The sequence below is a fragment of the Thermomicrobium sp. CFH 73360 genome, assembly GCF_023806465.1.
Classification (GTDB): Bacteria; Chloroflexota; Chloroflexia; order Thermomicrobiales; family Thermomicrobiaceae; genus Thermomicrobium.
In genome coordinates, this window is the sequence record NZ_JAMSLS010000002.1 from 704,847 (window position 1) to 729,657 (window position 24,811).

The window sequence follows — 24,811 nt, forward strand, 5'->3', positions numbered from 1 at the left end:
GAGGGGGCGATGAGCACAATCCCGCTCGCTGAGGCGGTAACCCGAGCCGAGACGGCGCTCGAGCAAGGTCGGCTGGAGGATGCACGGCTATTGGTAGAGGTCATGCGGAGGGTCGCGCCGGAAGCGGTGAGTACTCAACGGCTCTGGGGTTGGTTGTTGCTGCGGCGAGGGGAGTTCGTTGCCGCTGAGGAGATCCTGGGACATGTGGTGCAAGTGAATCCGGAGGATGCGCGAGCCTGGGCGCTGCTTGCGGAGAGCCGGCGAACGCGTGGAGAACGAGAGGAGGCCCGTGCGCTGCTCCAGGTTGCGTGGGAATGTGCACCATGGCAGCGGACGTATGCACAACGATTGGCCGAGTGGTTCGCGGAGGATGGGATTGAGGGGCAGTTGTTCCCCTCAGCAGCGTGCCTGGCGTCATGGTACATCGTGCAGGGATGGTGGGCGCGAGCGAGCGAGGAGTGTCGCGCGGCACTGGAGCAGTTGGGCGAACGATGGGACGTGCGTCAGCGGCTGTGCCTCGCCTTGTGGTGGGGAGGTGCTCGGCGCGAGGCGGTGGGAGAAGCGGAGCGAATCTTAAGCGTGCACCCAGAAATGATAGGGGCGCTCGTGGTGGCCGCACTGAGTGCGCGAGATCGTGGTGACGAAGGGGAAGCGCGACGTCATCGGGAGCTTTTGTGCGAGCTCGATCCTGTAGGAGAAGTGATCGAGCGGAGTGTGCCCATGGAGCGATGGGAAGAGCGGGCGTGGCTCGCTCTGCCGGAACCGATCGTAGTGGAAGAACACTGGCTGGTTGCACCATTGGGGGAGACGGAGCTCCTCTGGGAGTTGCCGAGTGAGGAGGAGTTGGAAGCTGCACGACCGAGTAGCGTGGTGCCAGAGGAGGAGGCTCCGATCCTGAAGGAGATTGAGCGTGCATTGAGCGGGGTTGTCGATGGGAATGAGGGCGGGGGAGAGACGATCCAGTTGATCGGAGAGGCGGCGTGGGGGGAAGAGCATGAGTTCGCGGGGCTACGCGCGGAACTGGACGTTGGATGGACTGGGTTGAGTGAAGAGTGGGGGACTGCGGTTGAGGAGGGGCCTGAGGAGTCGGGGGAGGTACCGAGCGAAGAGGAGCTATCGGGTGTCGTTTCCGGATGGGGTGAGGAGAGGACGGAAGAGAAGGTTGTTGGGGCGAGCGGAGAGGCGGTGAGTGCAGGGGGAATGAGCGAGACCAGTGGGGGTGGCGAGTCCGTGGGATGGGGAACTGGAGAGGAAGTTGGTGGAGCGCGGGAAGATGAAGGGACGGAATCAGAGACGGTATCTGCCGCGGAGAATCGAGGGGACGAGGAAGTAGAGCGAGTTCGCGAGCTCCTGGCGCGCGGTGAAGTCCGGGAGGCCGTACGACGAGCGCAGGTGATGGTGTACCAAGGCAGCGCCGTGGATGAGTTGATTCCGGTGTTGGAACGAATCGTGGCAGAGGGCGGGGCAGGGGCCCGACAGGCAGCGATGACGCTTGGGGCAATTTATCGTCGGCGGGGTGAGGGAGGATTGGCGGCACGATACTATGAGTTGGCGCTGCGGGTGCGTAGCGAGTAGGCTCTGTGTCGAAAAGTGGAGACTGGCAGGCGGGCGCGCGGGCGCCCGCGTCTCGTGACTGGAGGGTAGGAGCGTGGAGCGATCGTTGATCATCGTGAAGCCGGACGCGGTGCAGCGTGGGCTGATTGGGGAGGTGCTGCGGCGCTTGGAGCAGCGGGGCCTGCGGTTCGTGGGCTTGAAGTTGATGCAGATCGACCGCAAGTTGGCTGAGCAGCACTATGCAGAGCACCGGGGAAAGCCGTTTTTTCAGGAGTTGCTGGAGTTTATCACGTCGGGGCCAGTGGTGGTTGGGGTGGTGGAGGGGCCGCGCGCGATTGAGGTGACGCGGAAAACGATGGGCGCAACGGATCCCGCAAAAGCGGAGCCGGGAACAATTCGCGGCGATCTGGCACTGACAATCGGACAGAACGTCATCCACGGGTCCGATAGTCCGGAAAGGGCAGCCTACGAGATCGGGCTGTTTTTCCGTGATGACGAACTGGTGAGCTATGAACGAGCGATCGACCGGTGGATCATGAGCTGAAGGAAGTGTTTCACGTGAAACACACTGGGGGACGCTGCGTCCGTCCCCCAGTGTGTTTGGGTGCACCGTCTCAGCTATCGCTCTGGCGAATGATGAGCGGATGCTTGTGCCATGCGGCGAGCAGTCGTGCAACCTCGTCACGGAGCTCGACGTCGCTGATGCTGAGATCGATTTCCTCAATCTCCTCGTACGGCTCGCCACCGAACCACTCCCGACCGGCTGCCGTATGGACCAGTGTCCGGTGGAGAATCCGTTCGCGCCGCAGTACCAAGCGTTCCCCATCACGCAGAAGATACAGGCCAAATCCAGGTGCCAAGGAAATGCCAACAACCTCCTGTTCCGGATCGTCCAGCAAAACTGGGTAACCCGGCACAGTCCGATCCTCCAGTTGCTCGACAATCCGTCGCAGCATCGGCAACAGCCGCTGTCGCAAGACCGCAAACCCGTCCGGTGTACTCACGCGCCACGCTCCCCACGTTCTCGCCGATATCCCTGTCCGCCAAGCCCAAAGAGGCGAACTCCCCAAGGCACTGCTGGGCCGACTGTGAGGGCCACGATGATCGTGCCAATTCTAAAGGATCCACCCAAACCAATCCCGAGACAGGTGACCTCCACTTCCATTGCCCAGCGGAACCAGCCCACCGACCAGTGTGTCCGTCGTGCCAGATGGAGCCTTACGCTGTCGCACGGCCCCGCCCACAATTGGCCTCGATGTACGTACCGCTTACGATGCCGAGCAGCATCACTGATGCCGTGACTTCGAGTGCGCCACAACCGGTTGCGAGGTCGGAGGTACCGAATTCATCCAACGGATGAGGTCCGTAAAAACGCCAGTAAGGAGAAAATTCGCAATTGTCCCAACACCAGGTGCCACACCCAAAAACCAGCTACCTCCTACCGCAATGATGCTGACCGCGATACTCGCTTGCCCAACCGTGAGCGGTGTGTCACGAGCAATCCCATCGTGCAGGACCATCCCCAAGTACGCTCCGAGTCCGCTCTGCAACGCCAAAACGAGTGCCAGCGCAAACAGGAACAATCCAACAACAAGCAGAGCCCAACGCTGGATCGTCGCGACCCTTTGCTGGCTTGTGCCCGCCCAAACTGCCATCGCTCCCTCTCCAACGCCAACTCTACTGAGCGGCAGTCATCTTGGAGCATCGTCGCATCGCGGCCCATCCAGTCCGCCGTTCGCGAACCGCGCTCCTCGAATACACCCGGCCTGTGATGGCTGCCGAAGACCTCTTGTCTCCTCCTGTCCCCACGCGGGTTCCGTCGTCCGCCGCTTTCCAGGATAACCACTCCCGGCACCGCAATAGCTGCACGCTCCTACAATGACCGTGCGATATTTCCCTCCTACTACATCGGATGAGGCCCACACGGAATTCACAACCTTCCCTTGTGCCCTACCCCGCGCCCCTACTACCTGCACCACCTCGCTCAACTTCACAAACGGCACAGGTCTGAACGCGAAGAACCCTCACGGTGGCGCACCCGTACGGAAGCGGCACGCTTTGGTCAACACAGGAACAAGCTGCTTCACAACCAAATGCCTCCTGCTGGCCAGAAGAGTGGACCCACGTCATGACGGGTGCCGTTTGTTGAGATGAACACCCCAACCATTGGCGGCGAGTGTCCACGTCCCGACAATCGCTCCGTATGCCCCATCGCTCACAGCTGCGACTTCTCCAACCTCTCTAGTTCTCTCGGGCTTCTGTTATCACGGCAACCGCGGGGTACTTTGGGCACTTCCCACTGGTCGTTCAAGCAACCCGTCGGGCACACTCGAGGATCGCGCAGGAACGGGGACACGCGACGTCGCCCGCTCCCGCAACGAAGTCGAGAAGAGACGTTTCATGAGGTCGAAAGGAGGCCGTGTGCGCGATCGACCACTACGGATCCTTGGTATTCCGGGTTCGCTGCGCCGTCAGTCCTACAACCGTGGACTCCTCCTGGCCGCACAAGAACTTGCTCCCCCTGACGTCACGATTGAGCTCTACGAGCTGCATGACCTTCCACTTTACGACCAGGACTTGGAAGAGGCTGGGCCGCCTGCGACGGTGCTGCACTTCAAACGTACCATCGCCGAAGCGGATGCCTTGCTCATCGCGACACCGGAATATAACTGGAGCGTTCCTGGGCCGCTGAAGAATGCAATCGACTGGGCATCACGACCGCCGGCCACCAGTCCACTTCGCCGCAAGCCGGTCGCCCTCATGGGTGCCGCTACTGGGGTCTCCGGGACCATGCGCGCCCAGCTCGCTCTGCGACAGATCTTCGCTTCCACCGAGTCCTATGTCCTACCAAAGCCGGATGTCTTTGTCCGTGAGGCAGCGGGCCTGTTCCAAGAGGGACGTCTCGTCGACCAAGAAACGCGCGAACGCATTCGCCAACTTCTTGAGGCGCTCGTCGCCTGGACGCTTCGCTTTCGCGAGTAGCCCTGGCGAGAGCACAGAGCTCGCATGGGTCATACGAGAAGGCGTACTGGCCCTGAACTCACAGCTCGCGCTGTGATCTCTGAGAATGATCATCGACAGCTGAACAACGGGAGCTGGAGCCCTGAGTCGAACGACGCACCGACCCGCATACCCAGCAGACGCCCCAGCTCCCGCCCCTCCACGACATTGTTTTGGGAAACTCTTTGCTGCCTCTCTGGTTCCCGCTCCGGCTGTGCACGCGACAGGCAGCACGTGAAGCGCGCTCAGGATCCAAGAACAACAGAACGCTCGTTCCGCCTTACCACCGAGGTATCTCTCTTCCCTCTGCGAGCAGCTCCGCTCATTACCGACCGACTTACAGTGCTGCAGCGTGCTGCCGGCGGGCGCATTGACCAGGAATGGGTGTTATTGCCAGACCTCCTGAGGAGATCCACAGACTATGGCGACTTGCGACTCGTCAGTCCCTTGGGCATTGATTGACGGCAAACGGCCGTCCATTGAATACACACTGAGCGGGACGCTCCGAACCCCCTCGCCGACAAGGCTGGTGCTTTCGTAGCCAGTGCTCGTGATTGGCGACCTGTATCCGAACCGCTGCTTGGAAATCTCGCGGTGAGGAATGCAGGTACCGAACCGCTTCTCTTCTCCTGCCATCCCTCAGGAGCGCCTCGGGAGCTACGCTCGCCCCAGTCTGATCTCCGACTGCTCACTCCCGTATCCACTGTAGTGGTGAGGAGCGCGTGTGCAAGGCACCGAGTGGCGCAGTACGACAACAACGTCGAAGGACTTCCGGTCCAGCCCGGCGTAACCAAAACATGAGGAGCCCCCGCACCCTTCAGGCCAGGTCCCTCGGGCAGTGATCGCCTCCATGAGCCACTGAGACTGCGGCAAGGACTCGTGCCCAGTGACGTATCTCGCTACCATGCCCGTCCCCGGCATCAACGACGTGCTACGTCGCTTGTGAACACGATGCACACTGCTGCTTTTGTGGTGGCCACCGATACACGCATCGCTCTGTCCGGGACAGCGGCGCGTGACACTCGCGAAGCTCGTCGCGTAATCCACCCCGCATTCGTGGGGGAGTCGCAGCGTCCCACCGCTGCTCTCCTCATCTTCTTCCGGGCCGGCACACTCCACCATGAACTGCTCTTCCGGGTGTTTCTATGGCCACCGTGGCTCCCCGTGCACTCACGAGAGGTCTGGTACCGTTTTCCCCACTCGTGCGTCTGCACTCACAAACCCGCATCTCCCCCAAGGTCAGACCGCAGGTCCCACGCGGGCTAGCATGACAGAACTAGCCCCGTACTCCTCCACCTCCCTATCCACGCCTCCCCTCATCGTCTCTCTATCCGTGGCTCCCACGAGGCCGATCACTCTTGTTGCTGGTTGAACGAGACCAGCACAGAAGAAAGGCTCGAACATGGTGCATCGCTCCTTGTCACGTGCAGTGTGGATTCCGTTGTTCCTCGGGCTTTTGGCGCTGCGGCCTAGCGCCGCTGTCGCCGCGAGCCCGACCGGTTACGATGTCGCACCTGTCTTTCAGGACTTCTACGAGCGCTACGGTGGCGTGCGCACCTTCGGCTATCCAATCGGGCCAGCCATCTTCGAGAGCGCCTATCTTGTCCAGTACTTTGAGCGTCAACGCTTTGAGTATCACCCCGAACTGGCGGGGACTGACTACACCGTTCTCCTTGGTCTCCTGGGCAAAGAGATCGCTGAGCGTGAGGGGCGCGACCTCCGCCCGGTTGCGCCGCTCCCGGGTCGCCGCTATGTCCCCGAAACTGGACACCACATCGCACCGGAATTTCTCACGTATTGGGAAACACGAGGCGGTGTCCGCATCTTCGGATTCCCGATCACTGAACCCTTCTGGGAAGGTGGGATACTGGTACAGTACTTCGAGCGAGCTCGCTTCGAGTATCATCCGGAGTTCGCCGGAACCGAATGGGCGGTACTCCTGGGCCGGCTCGGCGCCGTCGTCTGGGCAGAGCGAAATCGAGACCTCAATTACCAAGAAAATACGCTTGCCAACCAGCTTACTCAGCTCATCAATCGGACCCGTCAGGAGAACGGACTTGCACCGCTCGTCCTCGATCCGGTGCTCACTGCGATCGCCCAATACCGGAGCAACGACATGGCTCGTCGTGGTTACTTCGCTCACGCCTCACCAGAGGGGCAGACTGCTATCGACCTCATCACCGTAACCGGTATTCCGTGGCGCCTTGCTGGTGAGACGCTCCAGCGCAATAACTACCCGCTGGAGCGTACTGCTGCGGAAGCTGCGCGGTCACTTTTCGCCAGCCCCTCACATCGTGCCATCCTGCTCGACGGTCGCTTCACCCACTTCGGCGTTGCCCAGGCGACCGCATCCGATGGGATGCATTACTACACAGTCGTTCTCGTGCAACGATGAACATGCTCCGGCGAAAGGCTCAAATACACATGGTCTTCCAATGACGCCTGACGGAGAACCATTCGGGCAAACACTTGTGCGATACATATCACTCCATGCGGCGAACAGTTTCTCCGTCCTTGTCCTGCCTGTGATCGAAAGCTGATGCCCCGTGTTGCTCAAAAAGCCGGATCTTCCGTCCCCTGGTCTCTGGCTAGCTACGGAGCGTCCTGGGATGTCCGTATTGCTCCAAACGCCGGGCCTCGCTTCTCGAGAAATGCCCGCACCCCTTCTCGATATGCGTCGCTTTCATAAACGCTGGCCATTAGTGCCCGGTAGCGCGGGTCCTCTGGGGTAATCCCACTCGTGGCCAGGCGTACCAGCTCCTTGGTCGCCCGTAGCGTCTCGGGAGAGAGTGTAAGCAGACGGTCGATCCACCGCTGAACTGCAACCTCCAGCTCTTCGACAGGGGCAACCTCTGTCACGAGCCCCATCCGTTCCGCTTCTCCTGCAGTGATGAGTTCGCCACGCATGACCAACTCCACGATCTTCCCCGGTGGGAGAAGCCGGAGTAGCGTCCGCGTCTCGGCCAGTCCCGACATAACGCCCAGCCTCCCGATGGGCAGCCCGAGCCGAGCATCGTCACTTGCGATGCGCACATCGCATGCGGCGGCAAGTTCCAAGCCGCCACCAACCGCAAGCCCGCGAAGAACTGCAAGGACAGGCTGCGGAGCCTCCTGGACGGCTTCCAGTGCCGCGCTCACGAGTCGGTCGTAGGCCCACGCAGCCGTGAAGCCAGTCCGACGCTCCGGAAACTCGCGGATATCGGCACCGGCGCTGAACGCTCGGTCACCTGCGCCACGGATGACGATCACGCGGATCGTTTCCTCCACGCTCAGCTGCCGCACCGTCTCTGCCAGGTCGCGCCACATTGCTGCTGTGAGCGCGTTGTGTGCCTCTGGACGATCCAAGACGACCGTGGCCACCGCGTCGGCGCGGTGAAGCCGGATACGTCCGTTCCTCATCGCGCTGCCCGCTCTCGCGTCACTGGTCCCAAAACCACTGCGCCGCGTTCAGCAAGTGCGGCGATCCCCTCCTCACTGTACCCAAGTTCCGCAAGGATCTCCGCCGTGTGTTGTGCCAGTAGCGGTGGAGCACGACGGATCACTGGCGGAGTGCGTGAGAGTTCGACCGCTGGACCAACGAGCCGGATCGGCCCGGCGAGCGCATGCTCGATCGTCTGCACAATCCCCAAATACTGCACAGGCTCGCTCTCCAGTGCCTGACCGACTGTCCAGATTGGTCCACAAGCGACTCCCGCTCGGCTCAAGCGTTCGACCCAATTTCCCACGGTGTCGTTTTGAAGTGCTGCTTCGAGCGCTGCGTTCATGGCTGCGCGGTTTGCCACGCGGTCCGCGTTCGTTCGGAAGCGAGGATCATCAAGCCACTCAGGGTGACCCACCTCTTCGGCTAAACGGCGCCACATCTGCTCGTTCGCGATGGCGATATTGATAAGCCCGTCAGCGGCCCGAAATGCCCCGTAGGGAGCAGCGACTGGGTGGTCGTTCCCTTCCAAGCCCGGTTCACCACCCCCAGCGAGGTATCGTCCTGCTTGGAACGTGAGGACGCCGATCACCGCTCCCAAAAGCGATGTATCAACCCGTTGCCCAACGCCGGTTCGCTCGCGTTCATAGAGCGCTGCAAGGACCCCGTATGTCGCGAATAGTGCTGCCAAGATGTCAGCGATGGCAATCCCAACGCGCACCGGACCGCTCTCCGGCTTCCCAGTGACGCTCATCAATCCCGACATCCCCTGTGCCACCTGGTCGAATGCCGGGACGTCTGCCCACGGTCCACGTGGCCCGTATCCAGTGACCTGACAGTAAATGAGACGCGGGTTGTCCGCACGTAGCGCCGGCTCATCCAAGCCGAGTCGTCGCATGGCGGACGGGCGAAAGTTCGTCACCAGGACGTCAGCGCGAGTTGCAAGCTGTCGTGCCAGATGAGCACCGTCCGGGTGCTTCAAGTCGATCACGACACTTCGTTTGTTTCGGTTCACCGAGAGAAAGTAGGGACTCTCTCCGGCGACGAAGGGTGGCCCATAACCTCGGGCTGGATCGCCCTGGGGAGGCTCAATCTTGATCACATCAGCTCCAAGATCTCCAAGAAGCATAGTGCAGAGGGGGCTCGAGACTGCCTGGCCAAGCTCGATCACAGTCAGCCCCTCGAGCGGAAGACGCGGGGTCGCCTCAGCGCTCATGCTCTTCTCCTTCCTCTGCTGTCGCCAGAACAGCATGCTCCCAACGTGTCGCCACAGCGATCCGGTACAGTTCGCGACGTGGGAGTCCCGTTACACGTGCTAGCTCTCGTGCCACAGCACTCGGTGCCAGTCCAGCCGCCAATCGCTCCGCGATGAGGCCCCGAATCGCTGTTTCGTCCCACGTCGTGGGCGTTGGTTGCTCGGCTGCGATCACCAGGACGAACTCTCCTCTGGGTTCTCGCTGCTCGAAGAGCGACAGTGCCCCGCGGAGTGTTGTCCGCTGCACTTCCTCAAACTGTTTCGTCAGCTCTCGGCAGACGGCGACCGACCGATCTCCCAGTACTTCCAGTGCATCAGCCAGCATCTCTCGTAACCGGTGCGGCGCCTCGAAGACGATCAGCGGATATGGCACCGACCGCACTGCAGCCAGCTGCTCGCGTCGTTCACTGCTGCGCCGCGGGAGAAACCCGAGAAACAGAAAACCATCAGTCACCATCCCCGAGACCGCAGCCGCGGCCGTCACGGCAGAGGGGCCGGGTACCACAACGACGCTATGGCCAGCCGCGGATGCTGCCTGAACCAGTTCTGCTCCTGGATCCGAGATTCCCGGCATACCAGCCTCGCTGACGACAGCAACGTCACCTTCTTGGAGTGCTGCCAAAAGCTGTCGGAGGCGTGCAGGCCTGCTGTGGGTATGGTAACTGACGACTGGCGTTGTGATGCCGTAACGCCCGAGCAACTTCCGTGTCTCGCGGGTGTCCTCGGCTGCGATCAGCTGGACCTCGCGGAGGACACGCAGTGCTCGCAGCGTGATATCCTCCAAGTTGCCAATCGGTGTTCCAACAAGGTAAAGCGTCCCCATTGCCTGCCAGGCACGTCCCCACGTATGCTTAGCTGTACGGACGCTTGCGCTGCGTCACCACTTGGAGAGGCCCCAGATCATGAGTTCGTCCCGCGAGGCCAACATGCAGTCCGGGTCATTGTACCGGAAGTACCGTCCTCAGACGTTTGAAGAACTTGTCGGACAGGAGCCGATCGCTCGTACCTTGCGGAATGCAGTCGCGTTGGGGCGGGTCGCCCATGCCTATCTTTTCTGCGGCCCGCGCGGGACAGGGAAGACGAGTACGGCTCGACTCCTCGCCAAGGCGGTGAACTGTCTTGAGCCGGATCCCTGGCAGCGACCGTGCAACCAATGCCAAGCCTGCCGGACGATTGCGGGTGGAGCCGCTGTCGATATCGTCGAGATCGATGCCGCGTCGAACCGCGGTGTGGACGATATTCGCGATTTGCGCGAGAAGGTCAAGTATGCACCAGTCGAGCTCCGCACAAAGTTCTACATCATCGACGAGGCGCATCAGCTCACGCGTGATGCCTTCAATGCCTTCCTCAAGACGCTCGAAGAGCCGCCTGCGCACGTCGTCTTTGTCCTTGCCACAACGGAACCGGACAAGCTCCCCGAAACTGTTGCCTCTCGCTGCCAGCGATTCGACTTCCGCCGCCTCTCGGTGGATCGGGTCGTCGAACGACTCCGTGCTGTCTGTGCACAGGAAGGAATCAGGGCCGACGACGAGGTGCTGGCGCTTATCGCCCGACGGGCCACAGGGAGCCTGCGAGATGCGCTGGGTCTTTTGGAGCGTCTCGCCGTCTTCGCCGGTGAGCATTCCGCAAATCACGTCATTACTCTGGAACTCGCGCGCGAGGTTCTTGGCGGTAGTCGCAATGAGCGACTCGTCGAGGTGGTGACGGCACTCGCTGAACGCGATCCTGGCCGAGCACTCCGAACGGTCGCCGATGTCGCTGATGCTGGAGATGACTTGCAGCAGTTTGGTCGCGACCTGATCGCGTTCGTGCGGGCCTTGCTTCACCTGCGGGCAGGCGGTCGCGAACCGTTGCTCCCTGAGCCTGCCACCGAGTTGGCCCAACGGTTCTCGTTGGCCGAGCTCACCACCGTGTTGCGACGCTTGGCTGGGCTGGACGCGCCGCTGCCTCGTTCCGGTGTGGATCCGCAGCTCCTCCTCGAGCTTGCGCTCGTCGAATCAATCCTCGCGCTGCAGCAGCCGACCACGGCAGTCGCACCGACGACATCACTGCGACCGCCCCAACCGGCTCCAGCTGCTTCCCCTGCTCGTTCTCAGCCGGTGCGCCTGCCCAACGATGGATCGGCGTTGCCCACTGTTTCGCGCCCGCCGCAGGCTGCGAGCGGAACCCCAGAGACACTGGAACAATCAAACGAGGCGTTGCTCGAGCAGCTGCTGCTTCGATGGGCGGCGATCCGCCGTGAGCTCCGCGCTGCCAACAGCAAGGCGGCCGCACTCCTCGCTGACGCCGAGCCGCGAGTCGTCCGGGGTGAGGAAGTTGTACTTGTCGCGCCATATGAGTTCCACCGCAAGCGTCTCAACGAAGAAACCGAGCTCCGCCGTGTGATCGAACGGGTGCTGGCACGGCATCTTGGACGGCCATGCCGCATCGTCTGTGTTGCGCCCGAGGACATTCCAGCGCTTCAGCCCGCCAGCACTGCTGACGGAACGGAGAAGGAAGAGCCGGTCGACCCAAAAGAGTCTGAGAAGCAGAATGCAGATTCCCAGACGGGCACACCTTCCCTGTCCCCAGATGATCTCCGTCGGCTTGAGGCAGCCAAGGCAATCTTCGATGCGGTCGAACTCTCTTGAGCGTGTCATCCTGCCGGGTGCGCATCGCTCAATGGGAAGGGAACTGAAGGATGACGGCGGGACGCTTTCCGGATGGGTTTCTCTGGGGCACGGCAACAGCAGCGTACCAGATTGAGGGAGCAGTCCACGAGGACGGGCGTGGTCTGTCGATCTGGGATACCTTCAGCCATACCCCGGGCAAGACGTTCGAGGGGCACACCGGTGATCTCGCTTGTGATCACTACCGCCGTTGGCCTGAGGATGTGCGCCTAATGCAGGAACTTGGCACGCCGGCCTACCGCTTCTCGATTGCCTGGCCACGCGTGTTCCCGAAAGGTGCTGGCGTCGTCAACGAGCGTGGCCTTGCGTTCTATGATCGCCTCGTCGATGCGTTGCTCGAGGCGAAGATTACGCCATTTGTGACGCTCTATCACTGGGATCTCCCGCAAGCCTTACAGGATCAGGGTGGGTGGGCAGAGCGTGCGACGGCGGAGGCGTTTGCGGCGTATGCGGATGTTGTCGCCCGCCGACTTGGTGACCGAGTCCGCTACTGGATCACGCACAATGAGCCTTGGGTTGTCGCCTACCTTGGCCACTATCAAGGGGTTCACGCACCGGGGATTCAGGATCTCGCCACGGCGGTGCGTGTGAGTCATCACTTACTGCTTTCACACGGCCTGGCAACTCAAGCAATCCGTGCTGCCAGTCGGCAAGCTCAGGTTGGTATCACTCTGAACCTTTCACCGGTCATGCCGGCGAGCGAGGAAGAGCTGGATCGTCAGGCGGCGCAGCGCTTTGACGGGTTGCTCAACCGCTGGTTCTTAGATCCAGTCTTCGGGCGTGGCTATCCATCCGATGTTCGTGAACTCTTGGCTTCATACTACGAGCCGCCTGAGCAGGACGTGCCGGTGATTGCCCAGCCGCTTGATTTCCTTGGTGTCAACTATTACGCTCCGGCATTTGTCCGAGGGGTTAGACTTGAGGAGCAACCACTCGGGATTCAGGCATTGACCCCAGCGGAACTCCAGGAACGCGGCTACGAGTTGACAGACATGGGCTGGCCAGTGGTTCCAGAAGGTCTTGAACAACTCTTGCTGCGCCTCTCCCGCGAGTATGGCCCTCCAGCACTCTACATCACCGAGAACGGCGCAGCCTATCCCGATGAACGAGTGGACGGGGAGGTGCGGGACGAGCGGCGGATCGCCTATCTTGCGGCGCATTTCGCTGCAGCGCATCGGGCGATCGCTGCCGGTGTGCCGCTCCGTGGCTACTTTGTTTGGTCGCTCCTGGACAACTTTGAATGGGCCTACGGGTACAGCAAACGGTTCGGCATCGTCTACGTCGATTACGCGACGCTCGCTCGCCTTCCCAAGGCAAGCTACTACTGGTATCGGGAGGTCATCACGGCCAACGCGCTACCGGAGCGTGAATGACCGGCGTGGTAGACTGCCACCTGGTGCAAAGATGGAGGATGAGATGCGACTGAGCCGGGAGATCGTTGATCACGTGGCGATGCTCGCACGCCTCGGGCTCAGTGAGGAGGAGCGCGAGCGGATGCGTGAGCAGCTCTCCTCAATCCTCGAACATGTCAGTCGGATTCAGGAGTTGGACACCGAGGCGATTCCGCCGACGGCGCAAGTGATTGCGCTGCAGAACATTTGGCGTGAGGACGAGGTTCGTCCCTCGTTGCCGATCGAAGCGGTGCTGGCGAATGCACCGGAAAGCGAGGACGGATTCTTCCGCGTCCATGCGGTTCTCGAGCAGAGTTGAGGGGGAAGGGTGGCCACCGAACTCATTCGTCTGAGCGCAGGAGAAGCGCGGAGGTTGCTCGACCGACGCGAGATCAGTGCAGTGGAGCTCCTCGACGCGCATCTGGCACAGATTGAGCGTGTGGAACCGCACATCCATGCCTTCATTACGCTGACACCGGAAATCGCGCGCCGGCAGGCTGAAGCAGCCGATGCCCGGATCGCCCGTGGGGAAGGCACACTCCTCACGGGTATTCCGATCGCGCTCAAAGACAACCTCTGCACGGTCGACGCGCCGACAACCGCTGGCTCGCGCATCCTGGAGGGATTCTATTCGCCGTATGACGCGACGGTCGTCGCGCGCTTGCGGGCACAGGATACGGTATTCGTCGGCAAAGCAAACACCGACGAGTTCGCCATGGGTTCGTCCACGGAAAATTCGGCCTATGGGCCGACACGGAATCCGTGGGATCTGGAACGAGTACCCGGGGGCTCAAGCGGCGGCTCGGCAGCGGCAGTCGCGGTTGGCGAGGCCATGCTCGCGCTTGGTTCGGACACCGGCGGCTCGATTCGCCAGCCCGCTGGATTCTGCGGCATTGTGGGGCTCAAGCCCACCTATGGCCGCGTCTCACGCTACGGGCTGATCGCCTTTGCCTCGAGCTTGGATCAGATTGGCCCCTTTGGCCGAACGGTCGAAGATGTCGCGCTACTGCTTCGGGTCATCGCAGGGCATGATCCTGCCGATTCGACATCGGTTGATCTGCCCGTTCCTGACTACCGTGCTGCCTTGATTGGAGACATCCGCGGACTCCGGATCGGGATTCCTGCCGAGTATCGTGTCCCGGGTATGGATTCCGCAGTTGAAGAGGTAATCGAGGAGGCACTGCGGACGCTGCAGGAGCTCGGTGCGGAACTGGTGCCAGTCTCACTGCCGCACACCGAGTACGCACTGGCTACCTACTACATCATCGCACCCTCGGAGGCGAGCGCGAACCTGGCCCGCTACGACGGAGTAAAGTACGGCCTCAGTCTTCCCGGTGAAACGCTGCTCGAGCGTTATCTTCGTACCCGTGGCGAGGGGTTTGGCCCGGAAGTGAAGCGGCGCATTATGCTCGGTACCTATGCGCTCAGTGCTGGGTACTACGATGCCTACTATGTGAAGGCCCAAAAAGTGCGCACGCTTATCAAGCGCGATTTCGACCAAGCCTTCGAACGCGTCGATGTTATCGCTGCACCGACCTCGCCGACCGTCGCGTTCCGACTCGGCGAACGGACAGCCGATCCGCTACAGATGTACCTCTCTGACGTCTTTACCATTCCCGCCAACATGGCTGGCCTGCCGGCGATTGCGTTGCCGTGTGGCTTTGCGCACGGTTTGCCCGTCAGCCTCCAGTTTATGGGACGTCCGTTCGACGAACCGACGCTGTTGCGGGTTGCGCATGCCTACGAGCAGGCGACGCCGTGGCACACGATGTGGCCAGCTCTCGCTGCGCAGGTGTGAGTAATGCGACTGACACTTGCCTGGCTCCGCAATGTGGTCGTTGTGGCTCTGAGCTTTGCTCTCGCGCTCTACTTCGTTGTCGCGTTCGGACAACAGGCCTGGCGTGCCCGTCAGCTGGAAGCACAGGTGGCCGAACGGCGAGCGGCACTTGCGGAGTTGGTGGCTGAACGCGATGCCCTGGCTCGTCAATTGAGCCAGCTTGAAGGTGATGCCTACCGGGCCTACGTCGAGCGAACGGCACGACGAGAACTCAACCTCACGTATCCAGGGGAAACTGTTCTCCTTGTGCAATGGCGGGAAGCAACACCAGCAGCGCTCGTGCCCACCCCAACTCCACTCCTAACTACCGAACCGAACTGGGTGCGTTGGTTGGAGGTCCTTCGTCTTCCGCAGCCGTGAGACGTTAGGCCTCGGCGAGTGTCTCTTGCTCAAAGGCAAACGGCTGCTGCAGAACGCCATTGGCGAGCGCGAAAATCGCGGCCTGCGTGCGATCCTTGACCCCTAACTTGTCGAATAGCAGTGAGAGACGATTCTTGACCGTGCTCTCGGCCAGGCAAAGTACCTCCGCAATTTCCTTGTTGGAGAGGCCAGAGGCAACCAGCTGCAGGAGCTGCGTCTCGCGGCGGGTCAAGCGAACGCCAGGCTGACCCTCTTGCAAGACACTCCATCGTTGGAGCTCGCGGAGCAGAAGACCACCATACCGTGCGCTCACATAGCTCTTGCCGCTCAATACCAGCCGAATTGCCTCAAGGAGTTCCTCGAGGCTCGCGTCATCTGCCACTAATCCATCTACCCCCGCTCGGGCGAGTGCGAGGACGAGTTCCCGATCACCACCGAGCCCATAGACCACCACGCGAAGTGCTCGACTTCTATCGAGCGCCAATGTCACAGGCCCGCGGCGGACAATTCGAATGAACCGCGGCAGACTCATCCCGAAGTGGCCGGAAAGCAGCAGGATCTGCGGTGGCTGCCATTCAAGCAGGCTTGCCAGCTGCGCTAGGTCTCCGGTCTCGGCGAGAACGCGGACAGCACCAGTCGATTCTAAATAGAGGCGCAGGCTCTGCCGGACCGCTGCCTGCGGATCGGCAATACTCGCAGTCGGAAGATCGGCCCGACGCTGCACACTCGTTTGGAATGCCATTGTTTCCCGCCTCACGTAACAGCTGCAATGTTCTCTTCGGAGACACTCGGGCGTTACTCGACTATCCGGCATAGGAAATTGGGGCTATGTATGGCCGAGGCTCCAGCAGTAGCCGGCTTCCTGGCCTACTCGATTCTCTCCCTGCCAGGTAAGTGCCTGTATTGAGGTGAACCGGTCTGTGCCGACGGAGTGGCAGAGCTCGGCCCCTTCCGGGAGCATACAACCACGATGACCCCAAAGTCGGCCGTCAGGCGGGACTGCCCGGCTGTCCCTCTGCGAGGACTTCGCTTGGTCGTCACTGGCAGGGTTACTACCCAACTTGACAGAACCAACGGAGCACATGGTGCCCTGACTTTTTGGTGCTCGACACAGGCAGCGATGTTCGGTACCGTTCCGGCAGGAGAGGAGCAGCAGCTGGCGATGGGCACTGGTGACCCTGACTCCACACTGGTTGCTGCAGCACGAGCCGGTGATCACGACGCCTTTGCCGAGTTGGTGCGGCGGTATCAGCGGCTGGTTTATGCTGTGAGTTATCGTCTCCTCCGTGACCAGTCCTTAGCGGAAGATGTCACCCAGGATGCGTTTCTGCGAGCGTATTTATCGCTCGATCGATTTCGTGGCACGAGCTTCCGTGCCTGGGTGCTGCGTATCGCCCACAATGCAGCACTCGATCAGCTACGATCCCTGGCTCGACACCGTCACGTGCCGTTGGAGGCTGTGCCAGAGCGACCAGAGCCGTTCAACCCGCCAGCGTCGGTCGAGCACCAGGGGCTTGTTGCTGCTCTGGAAGCGGCGATCGCCGTATTGCCACCTGACCAGCGTGCGGTCGTGTTGCTCGCTGATGTCGAAGGGCTTCCCTACGAAGAGGTGGCCGAGGCTCTTGCCATCCCGCTCGGCACCGTTAAATCGCGGCTTGCCAGGGCGCGTATGCGGCTCCGTGCGCTCTTGGAAGCTGATCCCCGTGCGCGGGAACTTTTAGAGTTGAGCGGACGTCTGGCTAGTGGAGAGTCTGACCCGCGCGACCTCGCGACCTGGACACAGGAGTGAGGACGGGCTCTTGATGACGCGCGAGGCGCCACATCTCAATGAGGAGCAACTAGCGCTCTTGGCGAGCGAGGTGCCGAACCCGCTGGCTGAGGAGCACCTCGTATCCTGCGAGCGGTGCCGACGCCGCTGGCAACAGTATGTGGCGATTCGCGAGGCGATGCGTGCGCTGCCATCTCCGGCTCTGCCGAGGGATTTCACCTTCGTGCTGGAGCGAGGTGTTACCCCGCCATCGATACCATGGTGGTGGAGACATCGCTTCTCAATCCGTGTTGGAACGCTTTTGGCAGCAACGCTGCTGGTGATGCTCTTGTCCACCGCTCTCGTACTTCCAGGTCCTTCGGAGAAGCGCGCGCTGGAGCAGCCTGCGCCAACCGCCATCGCTGTGCTCTCGTCTCAGGAAACGCCCACCGGACCTGGTGCGGGCGGTGAAGTCTTGCCTCCGTCGGCAGCACTCGAAGGAACACCGATGGGCGAGGATACCGCGACTTCGGTGTCGGCTTTCGCTGCCCCAGCTGAAACGCCTTCCCGCGTTACCCCTGAGCATGAGCAGGAAGTGATCCAGCCAACTGGTGGCTTTTCGCGCCTTGGTCTCCTTAGCTTTACAGTCCTCCTGGGCATCATCACGCTTTTCGGTCTGATTTTCGGTTTTGCGCTCCCCATGATCCATCGCATCCGCAGCAAGAACGTTCTGCAGTAAACGTGGGAACCAAAGAGCTCTCTCACTCGTCCACCATATGAGAGGGTCGGCCTTCTTGGAGGAGGGTTCATCGATGCGACAGAGCTGGCTTGCCGGCGGTATTGCACTCGGGATGATTGCACTTCTGGGATCACTGCTCGTCGCTTTTGCCTCCATGCGGAATCCTGGTCCTGCCGCAGCACAGGAGCCAGCGACGCAGCGTGTCATTAGTGTGAATGGTGAGGGGCGTGTGTCTCTCCCACCTGACACGGCAGTCATTACGCTTGGTGCGGAACTTTTTGATCCTGACCCTTCCACTGCACAGCGTGAAGTTGAGCGGCGAATGGATGCAATCCTAGCGGTCTTTCGCCAGGCTGGGGTTCCAGACCAGAACATCACCACCGTCACCTATACCATTTGGGTCGAACGCGATTGGAACCAACCGGGCGGTCCGGTGGTCGGTTATCGAGTGACACATCTTGTGGAAGTTCGGTTCCAGCCGGTCGAGCGCGTGGGAGAAGTGCTTAGTCGATCGGTCCAAGCGGGAGCGAACACGATCCAAGGAATCTCATTCACATTGTCTAACCCCGCTACCGCGTTGCGACAGGCGCGCGAGCTTGCAGTTCGTGATGCACGGCAGAAGGCCGAAGAGCTCGCTCAGTTGACTGGCGTTCGTCTTGGTAGTCCCCTTCGGATTTCGGAATCCTTGAGCAGCCCGCCAATTCCTGTTTCTGTCGGGCAGGGAGCAGAGGCGAGGGCTGTACCGGTCGGTGAAACGACCGTCACCGTGTCGGTCTCGATCGACTATGCAATGCAGTAATGTTGTACAGTAGCCTTGCGGGAGCGAGCGTGGGAGTCCCACGCTCGCACGTGTGTCTTGCGCCTCGTGCGAACAATCTCTCATGGTCCTTGAAACGTTTGGGATGTTGACTCGGCGAAGATTTCTTGCAGGCGCTGTTGTGGCCTTCATGGGAGGCTGCCAGCAGGATCGCAGCCGTCCGTTGCCGCTCGCTTCTGCGACGAGCTATCCGGGCGGTCAGCTTTTGATCGAGCCCCGCGAGCTCGCCGAGCGGCTGGGCGACCCGCACCTTCTCGTGCTCGATGCGAGCTCGCTCCGCGACTACAACACCGGACACATTCCGGGAGCGCTCCATGTCTGGTGGCAGGACACGATCGAACTGCACAACGACGTCTACGGCATGCTGGTGGGTGAGCCGCGTCGGACCACACTTCTCCGTGACATTGGCCTCCATCCAGAAGACGAGGTCGTTGTCTATGAGCGAGGGGATGGTCGTGGAGCTTGCCGCTGGCTCTGGTTTCTGCACGCTGTTGGGTTTGAACAGGTGCGCCTGCTCCACGGAGGGCTCGCCGCGTGGGAAGCCGCAGGCTACCCGACGACCCGTGCGTTGCCTCCAAGACCGTCTCCAGGAACGTTTGGCCCTTCACTCCGCTATGAGGTACTGGCGGAACTCCCTGACGTGCTAGCTGCACTCGGTGACCCTTCAGCACGTGTCGTCGACAACCGTACAACACAGGAACTCGCCGAGACGTGGCAAGGTCGTTTGCGCCGCGGGCGTATCCCTGGTGCTGTCTCGGTCCCCTGGCCGTCACTCCTGATGGGCAAGCCACCACTCGCCTTTCGCCCGCCCGAAGAACTTGCTATGCTCTACCGCTCAGCAGGGATTCTCCCTGAGCTGCGAATCCTCGTCTACGGCTTGCACAGTCCGAGTGCAGCCATTAGTTATGTCTCGCTACGGTTGCTTGGCTATCCGAATGTTCGGGTGTACGACGGATCATGGGCACAGTGGGGCGCATCAGACGAGTTGCCAATCGAGACATTGGCTGCATCGAGGCCGTGATTGAGGATCCGGCTGGCTCGACAGTTCGGCACGTCTACGACCCCACTACGGGAACCTGGCGCACCTTTCCGCACCCCTTCGCCCGTCGCGCCTGGTCTGCCAACTACGGATTTCTCGTCGGCACGTACAATCCGTCTGACGATGACGCACTCGATGTCATCGTCCTTGCGAGTCGACCATTCGTGACCGGGACGCGTCTGCTCGTGCGCCCGGTCGGGCTTGTGCGACGACAGAACGGAGACGACAAGGTGCTCGCAGTGGCTTGCGCAGATCAGCGGTATGGAGCAATCTGTCGGCTTGCCGAGGTGCCGAGGGAGGACATTGAGCGGATCTTGGCGTGGTTTGCCGATTGGGAAGCGGTACCGGAGCTTGCTGACGAGACCGCGGCATGGGAGGCGGTCGCGCTGGCGCGGCGAAATGAGGAGGAGCACGATCAATGAGCCGACCGCTGACGGTCTTGGTGACCGGCGGAGCCGGCTATGTCGGATCGTTCACCGTCCGAGCGCTCCAGGACGCTGGTCATGAGGTCGTTGTATTCGACAATCTTCGTCAGGGACATCGCGCGGCCGTTCAGGCACCGCTTGTGATTGGCGAACTTGTCGATCGCGAAGCGGTTTTCGCCTGCTTTCGCCGCTGGCGATTTGACGCTGTCCTCCATCTCGCTGCCTATACCTCAGTGCGAGAGTCTGTCGTCGATCCCAACAAGTATGTCGTTCACAACGTTGGTGGTGCCATCGTTCTCCTTGAGGCCTGCCTTACCTATGGTGTCCCGCATGTTGTCTTCTCGTCCACTTCGGAAGTCTACGGCGAGGCGCGCTATCTTCCGCTTGATGAGGAACATCCGACCGAACCGGCAAACCCGTATGGCGCAACAAAGCTCCAGGTCGAGCACTACTTGCGTTGGTATGACACTGCCTATGGACTGCGCTCCATCAGTCTCCGGTACTTCAACGCTGCCGGTGCGGCGCTGGATGGTTCCATGGGTGAAGACCACCGTCCTGAAGAGCACCTGATTCCGAATGCCATCCGCGGTGCACTCGGTCTCCAACCCTTCCGGCTGACCTCGCCACCGGTGGAGACGCCCGATGGGACGACGATCCGAGACTACGTGCACGTTCTCGACTTGGCGGAGGCACACCTGTTGGCGCTGGAGGCGCTGCGGCGTGGCCACCCCACTGATGTCATCAACCTCGGAAGTGGCGTTGGCTATTCGACTCGCCAGATTGTGGAGCTCGTGCAGGAGATTACTGGCGTGCGCTTCCCGATCGAGCGAGGAGAGCCGCGTCCTGGTGAGCCACCAGTGAAGTACGCGAGCTATACCAAGGCAGCACGTGTCCTCGGTTGGCGTCCGCGTTACGGGATTGAAGAGATTATCGCTTCGGCTGTCGCCTGGCACAGCCGCTTTCCGCACGGTTATCCCGACTGACCGGGTGCGCAGATGGGTATCCGTCTCACACGTCTCACCGTCCTTGGTTTTAAGAGCTTCGCTGACCCTGTTGAGCTCGTCTTCGACCACGGTATCACCGCGATCGTGGGTCCCAATGGCTCGGGGAAGTCGAACCTGGCAGATGCCATCGCGTGGGTACTCGGCGAGCAGAGCGGCGCAGCGATGCGGAGTCGCCGTGCCGAGGACGTCATCTTCGCCGGCGGCCCCGGACGCGCGGCGCTCGGTATGGCTGAAGTAACGTTAGTCCTTGAGCAGGACGGGGAAGAGCTCGGACTTCCTTTCCACGAGGTCAGTCTGACTCGGCGTGTCTTTCGCGATGGCGAGAACCAGTATCTGATCAACGGTGCTCGGGCGCGTCTCCGCGATGTGGCTCAGATCGCCGCTGCCCTTCGGGCCGAGTGGGTCATCGTCCGTCAGGGTGCCGTCGATCACGTGCTCGACCAGCGTCCCAGCGAACGTCGCGATTTCTTGGAGCATGCAGCTGGACTGGCGACTTTGCGTCTGCGTCAAACCGAGGCACGCCAACGATTGGCTGAGGCCGAGCAGCACGCGCAACGCTTGGAAGACCTTTTACGGGAACTCGAACCGCACATTGCGACGCTCGCCGAGGCAGCTGAGCGTGCACGCGAAGCGCTGACCGTGCGCGAGGCGCTCCGAGAGACGACGCTGCATCTTTTTGCTGCACGCTGGCGGCGCGCCCGTGACGAGAACGAACGTGCACGCTGTCGTGCTGCGGAGTATGAGCGTGCTTATGAAGATGCGGTTGGAACGGTACGACAGGCGCGGGAATCACTGGAGCGCGAAGAAAATGAACACCGTGCCCTCGCCGCGCAGCGTGAGCTGCTGGTCGAGCGCCGACGAGTTCTGGTGCGTGACGCTCAGTTCGCGGCGCACCGGGCTCACGTGGCACGAGAACGTGCTGCAGTGCTCATGCGACAACTCGACTCACTTGACCGTGACGCGGCCAGCACTCACCATGAGGCTGTTGCTCTGCAACAGGAGCTCGAGCGCGTCGCAACCCTGCACGCTACGACAACGAACCAACTCGCTGCAGTAGAGTCGGCGCTTCAGCGAGCCGAAGCTGCTGCAGCCGAACGCGCAAGCCGCGCTGCACAGCTTCGCCGTGACCTCGAAGAGCTTGAGCGTCAGCTCACCCAGTGCGAGCGTGAACGCCAGCGCCTCGCGCGTGCGCGCGCGACATTGGCTGCAACGACGGAGGCACGACGTCAGGAACTTGCGCAGCTGCATGCTCTTGCGGTCGAGCGGGCTCGGGAGCGTGCTGCTGCAGAACGCGAGCTGGTGACGCTCACGGCACGCGAGGCTGAACTGGCCGAACAGCTCACCGAGGCAAAGCTTGAGGCCGAGCACTGTTCCGCGTTGCTGCGGCGAACGGGCTCGAAGCTGGAGCGCCAAGTGCACGTCGTGCGTGAACTGGAGCGTGAGCTGATCTTGGCGCGCGCACGTCTCGACGCGTTGTCTCGAGCACTCGAAGGCGAGCTTATAGCCGGTGCGACGCGAGCCGTGCTCGCCGCAGCGCATCGTGGCCAGCTGAGTGGTGTCCTCGGGACGCTTGGTGCACTCATCGATGTTCCACCGGAACTCGAGCTTGCGGTCGAGGCTGCGCTCGGTGGGCACCTCCATGATGTCGTGGTAGAACGCTGGACCGATGCGGAGGCAGCCATTGCCTTTCTCAAAGAACACCGTGCTGGCCGGGTGACTTTCCATCCCCTCGACAGTGTCCGCACTTTTCCGCCGACCCGACTGCCGCTCGCCATAGGTGGACCTGGTGTCATCGGGGTGGCAGCGGAACTCGTGTCCGCTTCTCCAGCACTGCGCCCTGTCGTGCAGTCCTTGCTTGGGCGGGTCCTCGTTGTCACTGACCTCGCCACAACCCGGCGCTTGCTCCCGCAGCTTCCTCCTGGCTGGGTGATCGTGACGCGGGAGGGTGAACTTGCTCGTCCAAGCGGCTCCGTCACCGGTGGAGCAGCAAAGTCCCGAGAGCGAGGGGTTCTGTCTCTGGCTCGGGAACGCCGCGAACTCGCCGCTCGGTCAGAGCGTCTAGAGCAGCTGGTGGCTCAAGGGCGACAGGAGCTCGAGTCCACGCGCGTCGAGTACGAGCAGGCGCGAATAACGGCGGACGAGGCGCAGCGCAAACTGCGTGCGCTCGAGACAACCCATGCCGAACTCCTCGCAGAGCGGCAGCGGGCAGAACGAGCGTTGACGATGCTCGTCGAAACGCAAGCCCGTGAGACACAGGCCATCGCGCATCTCGAGCGTCTTCTTACCGAGGCAGAAGAGCAAGAACGAGCGCTCGCTGCCCAAGAGGCAGAATGGGAGTCAACGCAGCACAAGATCGAGGAGCAGCGGACGCAACTCGTCGATGAACTGGCTGCGCTCGAGCGAGTTGATCCGGAGCGAGAACGATTAGCTGCTCGTGTCGCCGTCCTGCGTGAGCGTACTCATGCCCTCGAACGGGAACGAGCTCAGTTTGAACGTCAGTTCGAACTCCTTCAACAGCGGGCCGCAGAGTTGGCGAGTCGCCGGGCGCAACTGGTTGCTGACACTGAGCGGGCACTCGCAGAGGCTGAAGGAGCCGAGTCTGAAGCCGCGTCACTTTCTGCAGCGGTTTCGGAACTCGAACGAGAGGAAGTGGCTCTCGCCACGGCGCTCGAGGAACGGGCGCGTTGTCTCAGCGCTGCTCGCAGCGCGCTGGCAACGGCCGAGGAGCATCTGCGACAGACAGAACGGGAGCGAGCTGCGGTGCGGGCCGCGCTGGAACGTGCCGAAGAGCTCCAGCGGGCAGTGCTGGAGAGTGCGGCTTGGGAACTCAGCGGTGCCCAAGAGTTCCAGTGGGTGTCGGAGACGTTGGCTCAGTTGGCCGACCAGGTCAGCGAGCCGCCGGAGCGACTTGAGCGTCGCATCGTGGACCTGCGGCGGCGCTGGCAGGAGCTGAGCCGCTTTGGTGAGGCAGCGATCGCGCAGTACGAGGCCGAGCGGGTGCGGTACGAGTCGCTCCGGTCCGAACTCCAAGACGTGCGGGCGACGGTACAAACGCTGCGCACACTTCTTGCTGAACTCGACCGACAGATCGAGCGTCGCTTCGCACGGTCACTCCGAACGCTTGACCGTGCGTTTGCGGCGACGTTTAGCGAGCTCTTCGGTGGAGGCCGGGCACGGCTGATCGCGCGTGACGGAACTGGCTCTATCGAAGGGGTGGAACTCGTTGTCCAACCGGCTGGGAAGCGCGTTCGTTCTGTGCAGCAACTGAGTGGTGGCGAGCGTGCGCTCACCGCGGTGGCGCTTCGCTTTGCGCTGCTGGAGTCGAGCCCGCTGCCGTTCTGTGTCCTCGATGAGGTCGACGCTGCACTTGATGAGGCGAACGTGTTGCGCTTCCGAGCGGTGCTCGAACGTCTTGCTGAACGGACGCAGTTTCTTGTCATCACGCACAACCGTGCAACGATCGAAGCAGCAGGAACCCTGTATGGTGTCACAATGGGAGAGGATGGCGTCTCGCGGGTGGTCTCGCTCCGTTTGGCCGAGTACGCGTCGGAGTGAG

Annotated in this window: 23 protein-coding genes; 16 read left to right on the plus strand and 7 right to left on the minus strand. The window is 61.7% G+C overall.

Translation table 11 applies throughout. The annotated features are described in order from the left end of the window. Nucleotides 1–9 precede the first annotated feature (9 nt). Together NET03_RS06430 and ndk are read left to right on the plus strand one after the other, a co-directional pair. Nucleotides 10–1,575 carry a tetratricopeptide repeat protein gene (locus NET03_RS06430; protein ID WP_252128074.1) on the plus strand — a complete coding sequence of 522 codons (1,566 nt, stop codon included), beginning with the start codon at nucleotides 10–12 and terminating at the stop codon, nucleotides 1,573–1,575. Nucleotides 1,576–1,648: 73 nt separating this feature from the next. Further along, nucleotides 1,649–2,098, plus strand: a complete 450-nt coding sequence (ndk, locus tag NET03_RS06435; protein WP_252128075.1) for a nucleoside-diphosphate kinase — start codon at nucleotides 1,649–1,651, stop codon at nucleotides 2,096–2,098. A gap of 70 nt (nucleotides 2,099–2,168) precedes the next feature. Here the strand turns inward: ndk and NET03_RS06440 are convergent, their stop codons facing one another. From NET03_RS06440 to NET03_RS06450, 3 genes are read right to left on the minus strand one after another with little or no spacing between them, the layout of a single operon-like run. After that, nucleotides 2,169–2,558, minus strand: a complete 390-nt coding sequence (locus NET03_RS06440) for a hypothetical protein (RefSeq protein ID WP_252128076.1) — start codon at nucleotides 2,556–2,558, stop codon at nucleotides 2,169–2,171. Then, complete coding sequence (locus tag NET03_RS13900; RefSeq protein ID WP_503008054.1) at nucleotides 2,555–2,872, minus strand: DUF6198 family protein; 318 nt, start codon at nucleotides 2,870–2,872, stop codon at nucleotides 2,555–2,557. The genes NET03_RS06440 and NET03_RS13900 overlap by 4 nt, the downstream gene beginning before the upstream one ends. Then, the gene (locus tag NET03_RS06450) at nucleotides 2,841–3,209 is read right to left on the minus strand and encodes a DUF6198 family protein (RefSeq protein ID WP_252128078.1); all 369 of its coding nucleotides are present in this window, start codon (nucleotides 3,207–3,209) and stop codon (nucleotides 2,841–2,843) included. The genes NET03_RS13900 and NET03_RS06450 overlap by 32 nt, the downstream gene beginning before the upstream one ends. 766 nt (nucleotides 3,210–3,975) lie before the next feature. Between NET03_RS06450 and NET03_RS06455 the strand changes: the two genes are divergently transcribed. Together NET03_RS06455 and NET03_RS06460 are read left to right on the plus strand one after the other, a co-directional pair. Then, complete coding sequence (locus NET03_RS06455; RefSeq protein ID WP_252128079.1) at nucleotides 3,976–4,536, plus strand: NADPH-dependent FMN reductase; 561 nt, start codon at nucleotides 3,976–3,978, stop codon at nucleotides 4,534–4,536. Between the two features lie 1,435 nt (nucleotides 4,537–5,971). Next, entirely contained in the window at nucleotides 5,972–6,949 is a 978-nt protein-coding gene (locus NET03_RS06460) for a CAP domain-containing protein (protein ID WP_252128080.1), read from the plus strand. A 197-nt stretch (nucleotides 6,950–7,146) separates the two neighbouring features. Here the strand turns inward: NET03_RS06460 and NET03_RS06465 are convergent, their stop codons facing one another. The 3 genes from NET03_RS06465 to rsmI are packed head-to-tail and all read right to left on the minus strand — an operon-like array spanning nucleotide 7,147 to nucleotide 10,050. Continuing rightward, complete coding sequence (locus NET03_RS06465) at nucleotides 7,147–7,953, minus strand: enoyl-CoA hydratase/isomerase family protein (protein WP_252128081.1); 807 nt, start codon at nucleotides 7,951–7,953, stop codon at nucleotides 7,147–7,149. After that, entirely contained in the window at nucleotides 7,950–9,188 is a 1,239-nt protein-coding gene (locus tag NET03_RS06470) for a CaiB/BaiF CoA transferase family protein (RefSeq protein ID WP_252128082.1), read from the minus strand. Before NET03_RS06470 ends, NET03_RS06465 begins: the two co-directional genes overlap by 4 nt. Beyond that, nucleotides 9,178–10,050, minus strand: a complete 873-nt coding sequence (gene rsmI / locus NET03_RS06475) for a 16S rRNA (cytidine(1402)-2'-O)-methyltransferase (protein WP_252128083.1) — start codon at nucleotides 10,048–10,050, stop codon at nucleotides 9,178–9,180. Before rsmI ends, NET03_RS06470 begins: the two co-directional genes overlap by 11 nt. A 103-nt stretch (nucleotides 10,051–10,153) precedes the next feature. Between rsmI and dnaX the strand changes: the two genes are divergently transcribed. Genes dnaX through NET03_RS06500 form a run of 5 tightly spaced genes read left to right on the plus strand, consistent with a single transcriptional unit; the run spans nucleotide 10,154 to nucleotide 15,484 of the window. Beyond that, nucleotides 10,154–11,857: a DNA polymerase III subunit gamma/tau gene (gene dnaX / locus NET03_RS06480; protein ID WP_252128084.1), complete on the plus strand. Its 1,704-nt coding sequence runs from the start codon at nucleotides 10,154–10,156 to the stop codon at nucleotides 11,855–11,857. Nucleotides 11,858–11,907: 50 nt separating this feature from the next. Then, on the plus strand, nucleotides 11,908–13,269 hold the full coding sequence (locus NET03_RS06485) for a GH1 family beta-glucosidase (protein WP_252128085.1): 1,362 nt from the start codon (nucleotides 11,908–11,910) through the stop codon (nucleotides 13,267–13,269). A gap of 43 nt (nucleotides 13,270–13,312) precedes the next feature. Then, entirely contained in the window at nucleotides 13,313–13,606 is a 294-nt protein-coding gene (gene gatC, locus NET03_RS06490; protein WP_252128086.1) for an Asp-tRNA(Asn)/Glu-tRNA(Gln) amidotransferase subunit GatC, read from the plus strand. A gap of 9 nt (nucleotides 13,607–13,615) precedes the next feature. Continuing rightward, nucleotides 13,616–15,085, plus strand: coding sequence for an Asp-tRNA(Asn)/Glu-tRNA(Gln) amidotransferase subunit GatA (gatA, locus tag NET03_RS06495; RefSeq protein WP_252128087.1), 1,470 nt, complete (start codon nucleotides 13,616–13,618; stop codon nucleotides 15,083–15,085). A 3-nt stretch (nucleotides 15,086–15,088) separates the two neighbouring features. Then, nucleotides 15,089–15,484, plus strand: coding sequence for an FtsB family cell division protein (locus NET03_RS06500; RefSeq protein WP_252128088.1), 396 nt, complete (start codon nucleotides 15,089–15,091; stop codon nucleotides 15,482–15,484). A 4-nt stretch (nucleotides 15,485–15,488) separates the two neighbouring features. On the opposite strand, the gene NET03_RS06505 is transcribed toward NET03_RS06500, so the two are convergent. Beyond that, a complete protein-coding gene (locus tag NET03_RS06505; RefSeq protein ID WP_252128089.1) occupies nucleotides 15,489–16,226 on the minus strand; it encodes a response regulator transcription factor in 738 nt (245 codons plus the stop codon). 420 nt (nucleotides 16,227–16,646) lie between these two features. Between NET03_RS06505 and NET03_RS06510 the strand changes: the two genes are divergently transcribed. From NET03_RS06510 to smc, 7 genes are all read left to right on the plus strand, one after another. Then, complete coding sequence (locus NET03_RS06510; RefSeq protein WP_252128090.1) at nucleotides 16,647–17,273, plus strand: RNA polymerase sigma factor; 627 nt, start codon at nucleotides 16,647–16,649, stop codon at nucleotides 17,271–17,273. Nucleotides 17,274–17,286: 13 nt separating this feature from the next. Further along, nucleotides 17,287–17,970 (plus strand): anti-sigma factor family protein, encoded by a 684-nt coding sequence (locus tag NET03_RS06515; protein WP_252128091.1) that lies wholly within the window; start codon nucleotides 17,287–17,289, stop codon nucleotides 17,968–17,970. 73 nt (nucleotides 17,971–18,043) lie between these two features. Next, the gene (locus NET03_RS06520; RefSeq protein ID WP_252128092.1) at nucleotides 18,044–18,769 is read left to right on the plus strand and encodes an SIMPL domain-containing protein; all 726 of its coding nucleotides are present in this window, start codon (nucleotides 18,044–18,046) and stop codon (nucleotides 18,767–18,769) included. A gap of 148 nt (nucleotides 18,770–18,917) precedes the next feature. Beyond that, nucleotides 18,918–19,808, plus strand: a complete 891-nt coding sequence (locus tag NET03_RS06525) for a sulfurtransferase (RefSeq protein ID WP_252128093.1) — start codon at nucleotides 18,918–18,920, stop codon at nucleotides 19,806–19,808. Further along, a complete protein-coding gene (locus NET03_RS06530) occupies nucleotides 19,805–20,248 on the plus strand; it encodes an inorganic diphosphatase (RefSeq protein ID WP_252128094.1) in 444 nt (147 codons plus the stop codon). The genes NET03_RS06525 and NET03_RS06530 overlap by 4 nt, the downstream gene beginning before the upstream one ends. Beyond that, entirely contained in the window at nucleotides 20,245–21,234 is a 990-nt protein-coding gene (gene galE / locus NET03_RS06535) for a UDP-glucose 4-epimerase GalE (protein ID WP_252128095.1), read from the plus strand. The genes NET03_RS06530 and galE overlap by 4 nt, the downstream gene beginning before the upstream one ends. 12 nt (nucleotides 21,235–21,246) lie before the next feature. Next, on the plus strand, nucleotides 21,247–24,810 hold the full coding sequence (smc, locus tag NET03_RS06540; protein ID WP_252128096.1) for a chromosome segregation protein SMC: 3,564 nt from the start codon (nucleotides 21,247–21,249) through the stop codon (nucleotides 24,808–24,810). The last annotated feature ends 1 nt before the right edge of the window (nucleotide 24,811 follow it).

Bases quoted from the DNA above. Each gene is read 5' to 3' on its own strand.
- NET03_RS06485 (WP_252128085.1), top strand. From the start codon at position 11,908: ATGACGGCGGGACGCTTTCCGGATGGGTTTCTCTGGGGCACGGCAACA.
- smc (WP_252128096.1), top strand. From the start codon at position 21,247: ATGGGTATCCGTCTCACACGTCTCACCGTCCTTGGTTTTAAGAGCTTC.
- galE (WP_252128095.1), top strand. From the start codon at position 20,245: ATGAGCCGACCGCTGACGGTCTTGGTGACCGGCGGAGCCGGCTATGTC.
- NET03_RS06520 (WP_252128092.1), top strand. From the start codon at position 18,044: ATGCGACAGAGCTGGCTTGCCGGCGGTATTGCACTCGGGATGATTGCA.
- NET03_RS06465 (WP_252128081.1), bottom strand. From the start codon at position 7,953: ATGAGGAACGGACGTATCCGGCTTCACCGCGCCGACGCGGTGGCCACG.
- NET03_RS06470 (WP_252128082.1), bottom strand. From the start codon at position 9,188: ATGAGCGCTGAGGCGACCCCGCGTCTTCCGCTCGAGGGGCTGACTGTG.
- NET03_RS06430 (WP_252128074.1), top strand. From the start codon at position 10: ATGAGCACAATCCCGCTCGCTGAGGCGGTAACCCGAGCCGAGACGGCG.
- NET03_RS06510 (WP_252128090.1), top strand. From the start codon at position 16,647: ATGGGCACTGGTGACCCTGACTCCACACTGGTTGCTGCAGCACGAGCC.
- NET03_RS06525 (WP_252128093.1), top strand. From the start codon at position 18,918: ATGGGAGGCTGCCAGCAGGATCGCAGCCGTCCGTTGCCGCTCGCTTCT.
- NET03_RS06500 (WP_252128088.1), top strand. From the start codon at position 15,089: ATGCGACTGACACTTGCCTGGCTCCGCAATGTGGTCGTTGTGGCTCTG.
- NET03_RS06450 (WP_252128078.1), bottom strand. From the start codon at position 3,209: ATGGCAGTTTGGGCGGGCACAAGCCAGCAAAGGGTCGCGACGATCCAG.
- NET03_RS06515 (WP_252128091.1), top strand. From the start codon at position 17,287: ATGACGCGCGAGGCGCCACATCTCAATGAGGAGCAACTAGCGCTCTTG.
- NET03_RS06505 (WP_252128089.1), bottom strand. From the start codon at position 16,226: ATGGCATTCCAAACGAGTGTGCAGCGTCGGGCCGATCTTCCGACTGCG.
- gatC (WP_252128086.1), top strand. From the start codon at position 13,313: ATGCGACTGAGCCGGGAGATCGTTGATCACGTGGCGATGCTCGCACGC.
- dnaX (WP_252128084.1), top strand. From the start codon at position 10,154: ATGCAGTCCGGGTCATTGTACCGGAAGTACCGTCCTCAGACGTTTGAA.
- rsmI (WP_252128083.1), bottom strand. From the start codon at position 10,050: ATGGGGACGCTTTACCTTGTTGGAACACCGATTGGCAACTTGGAGGAT.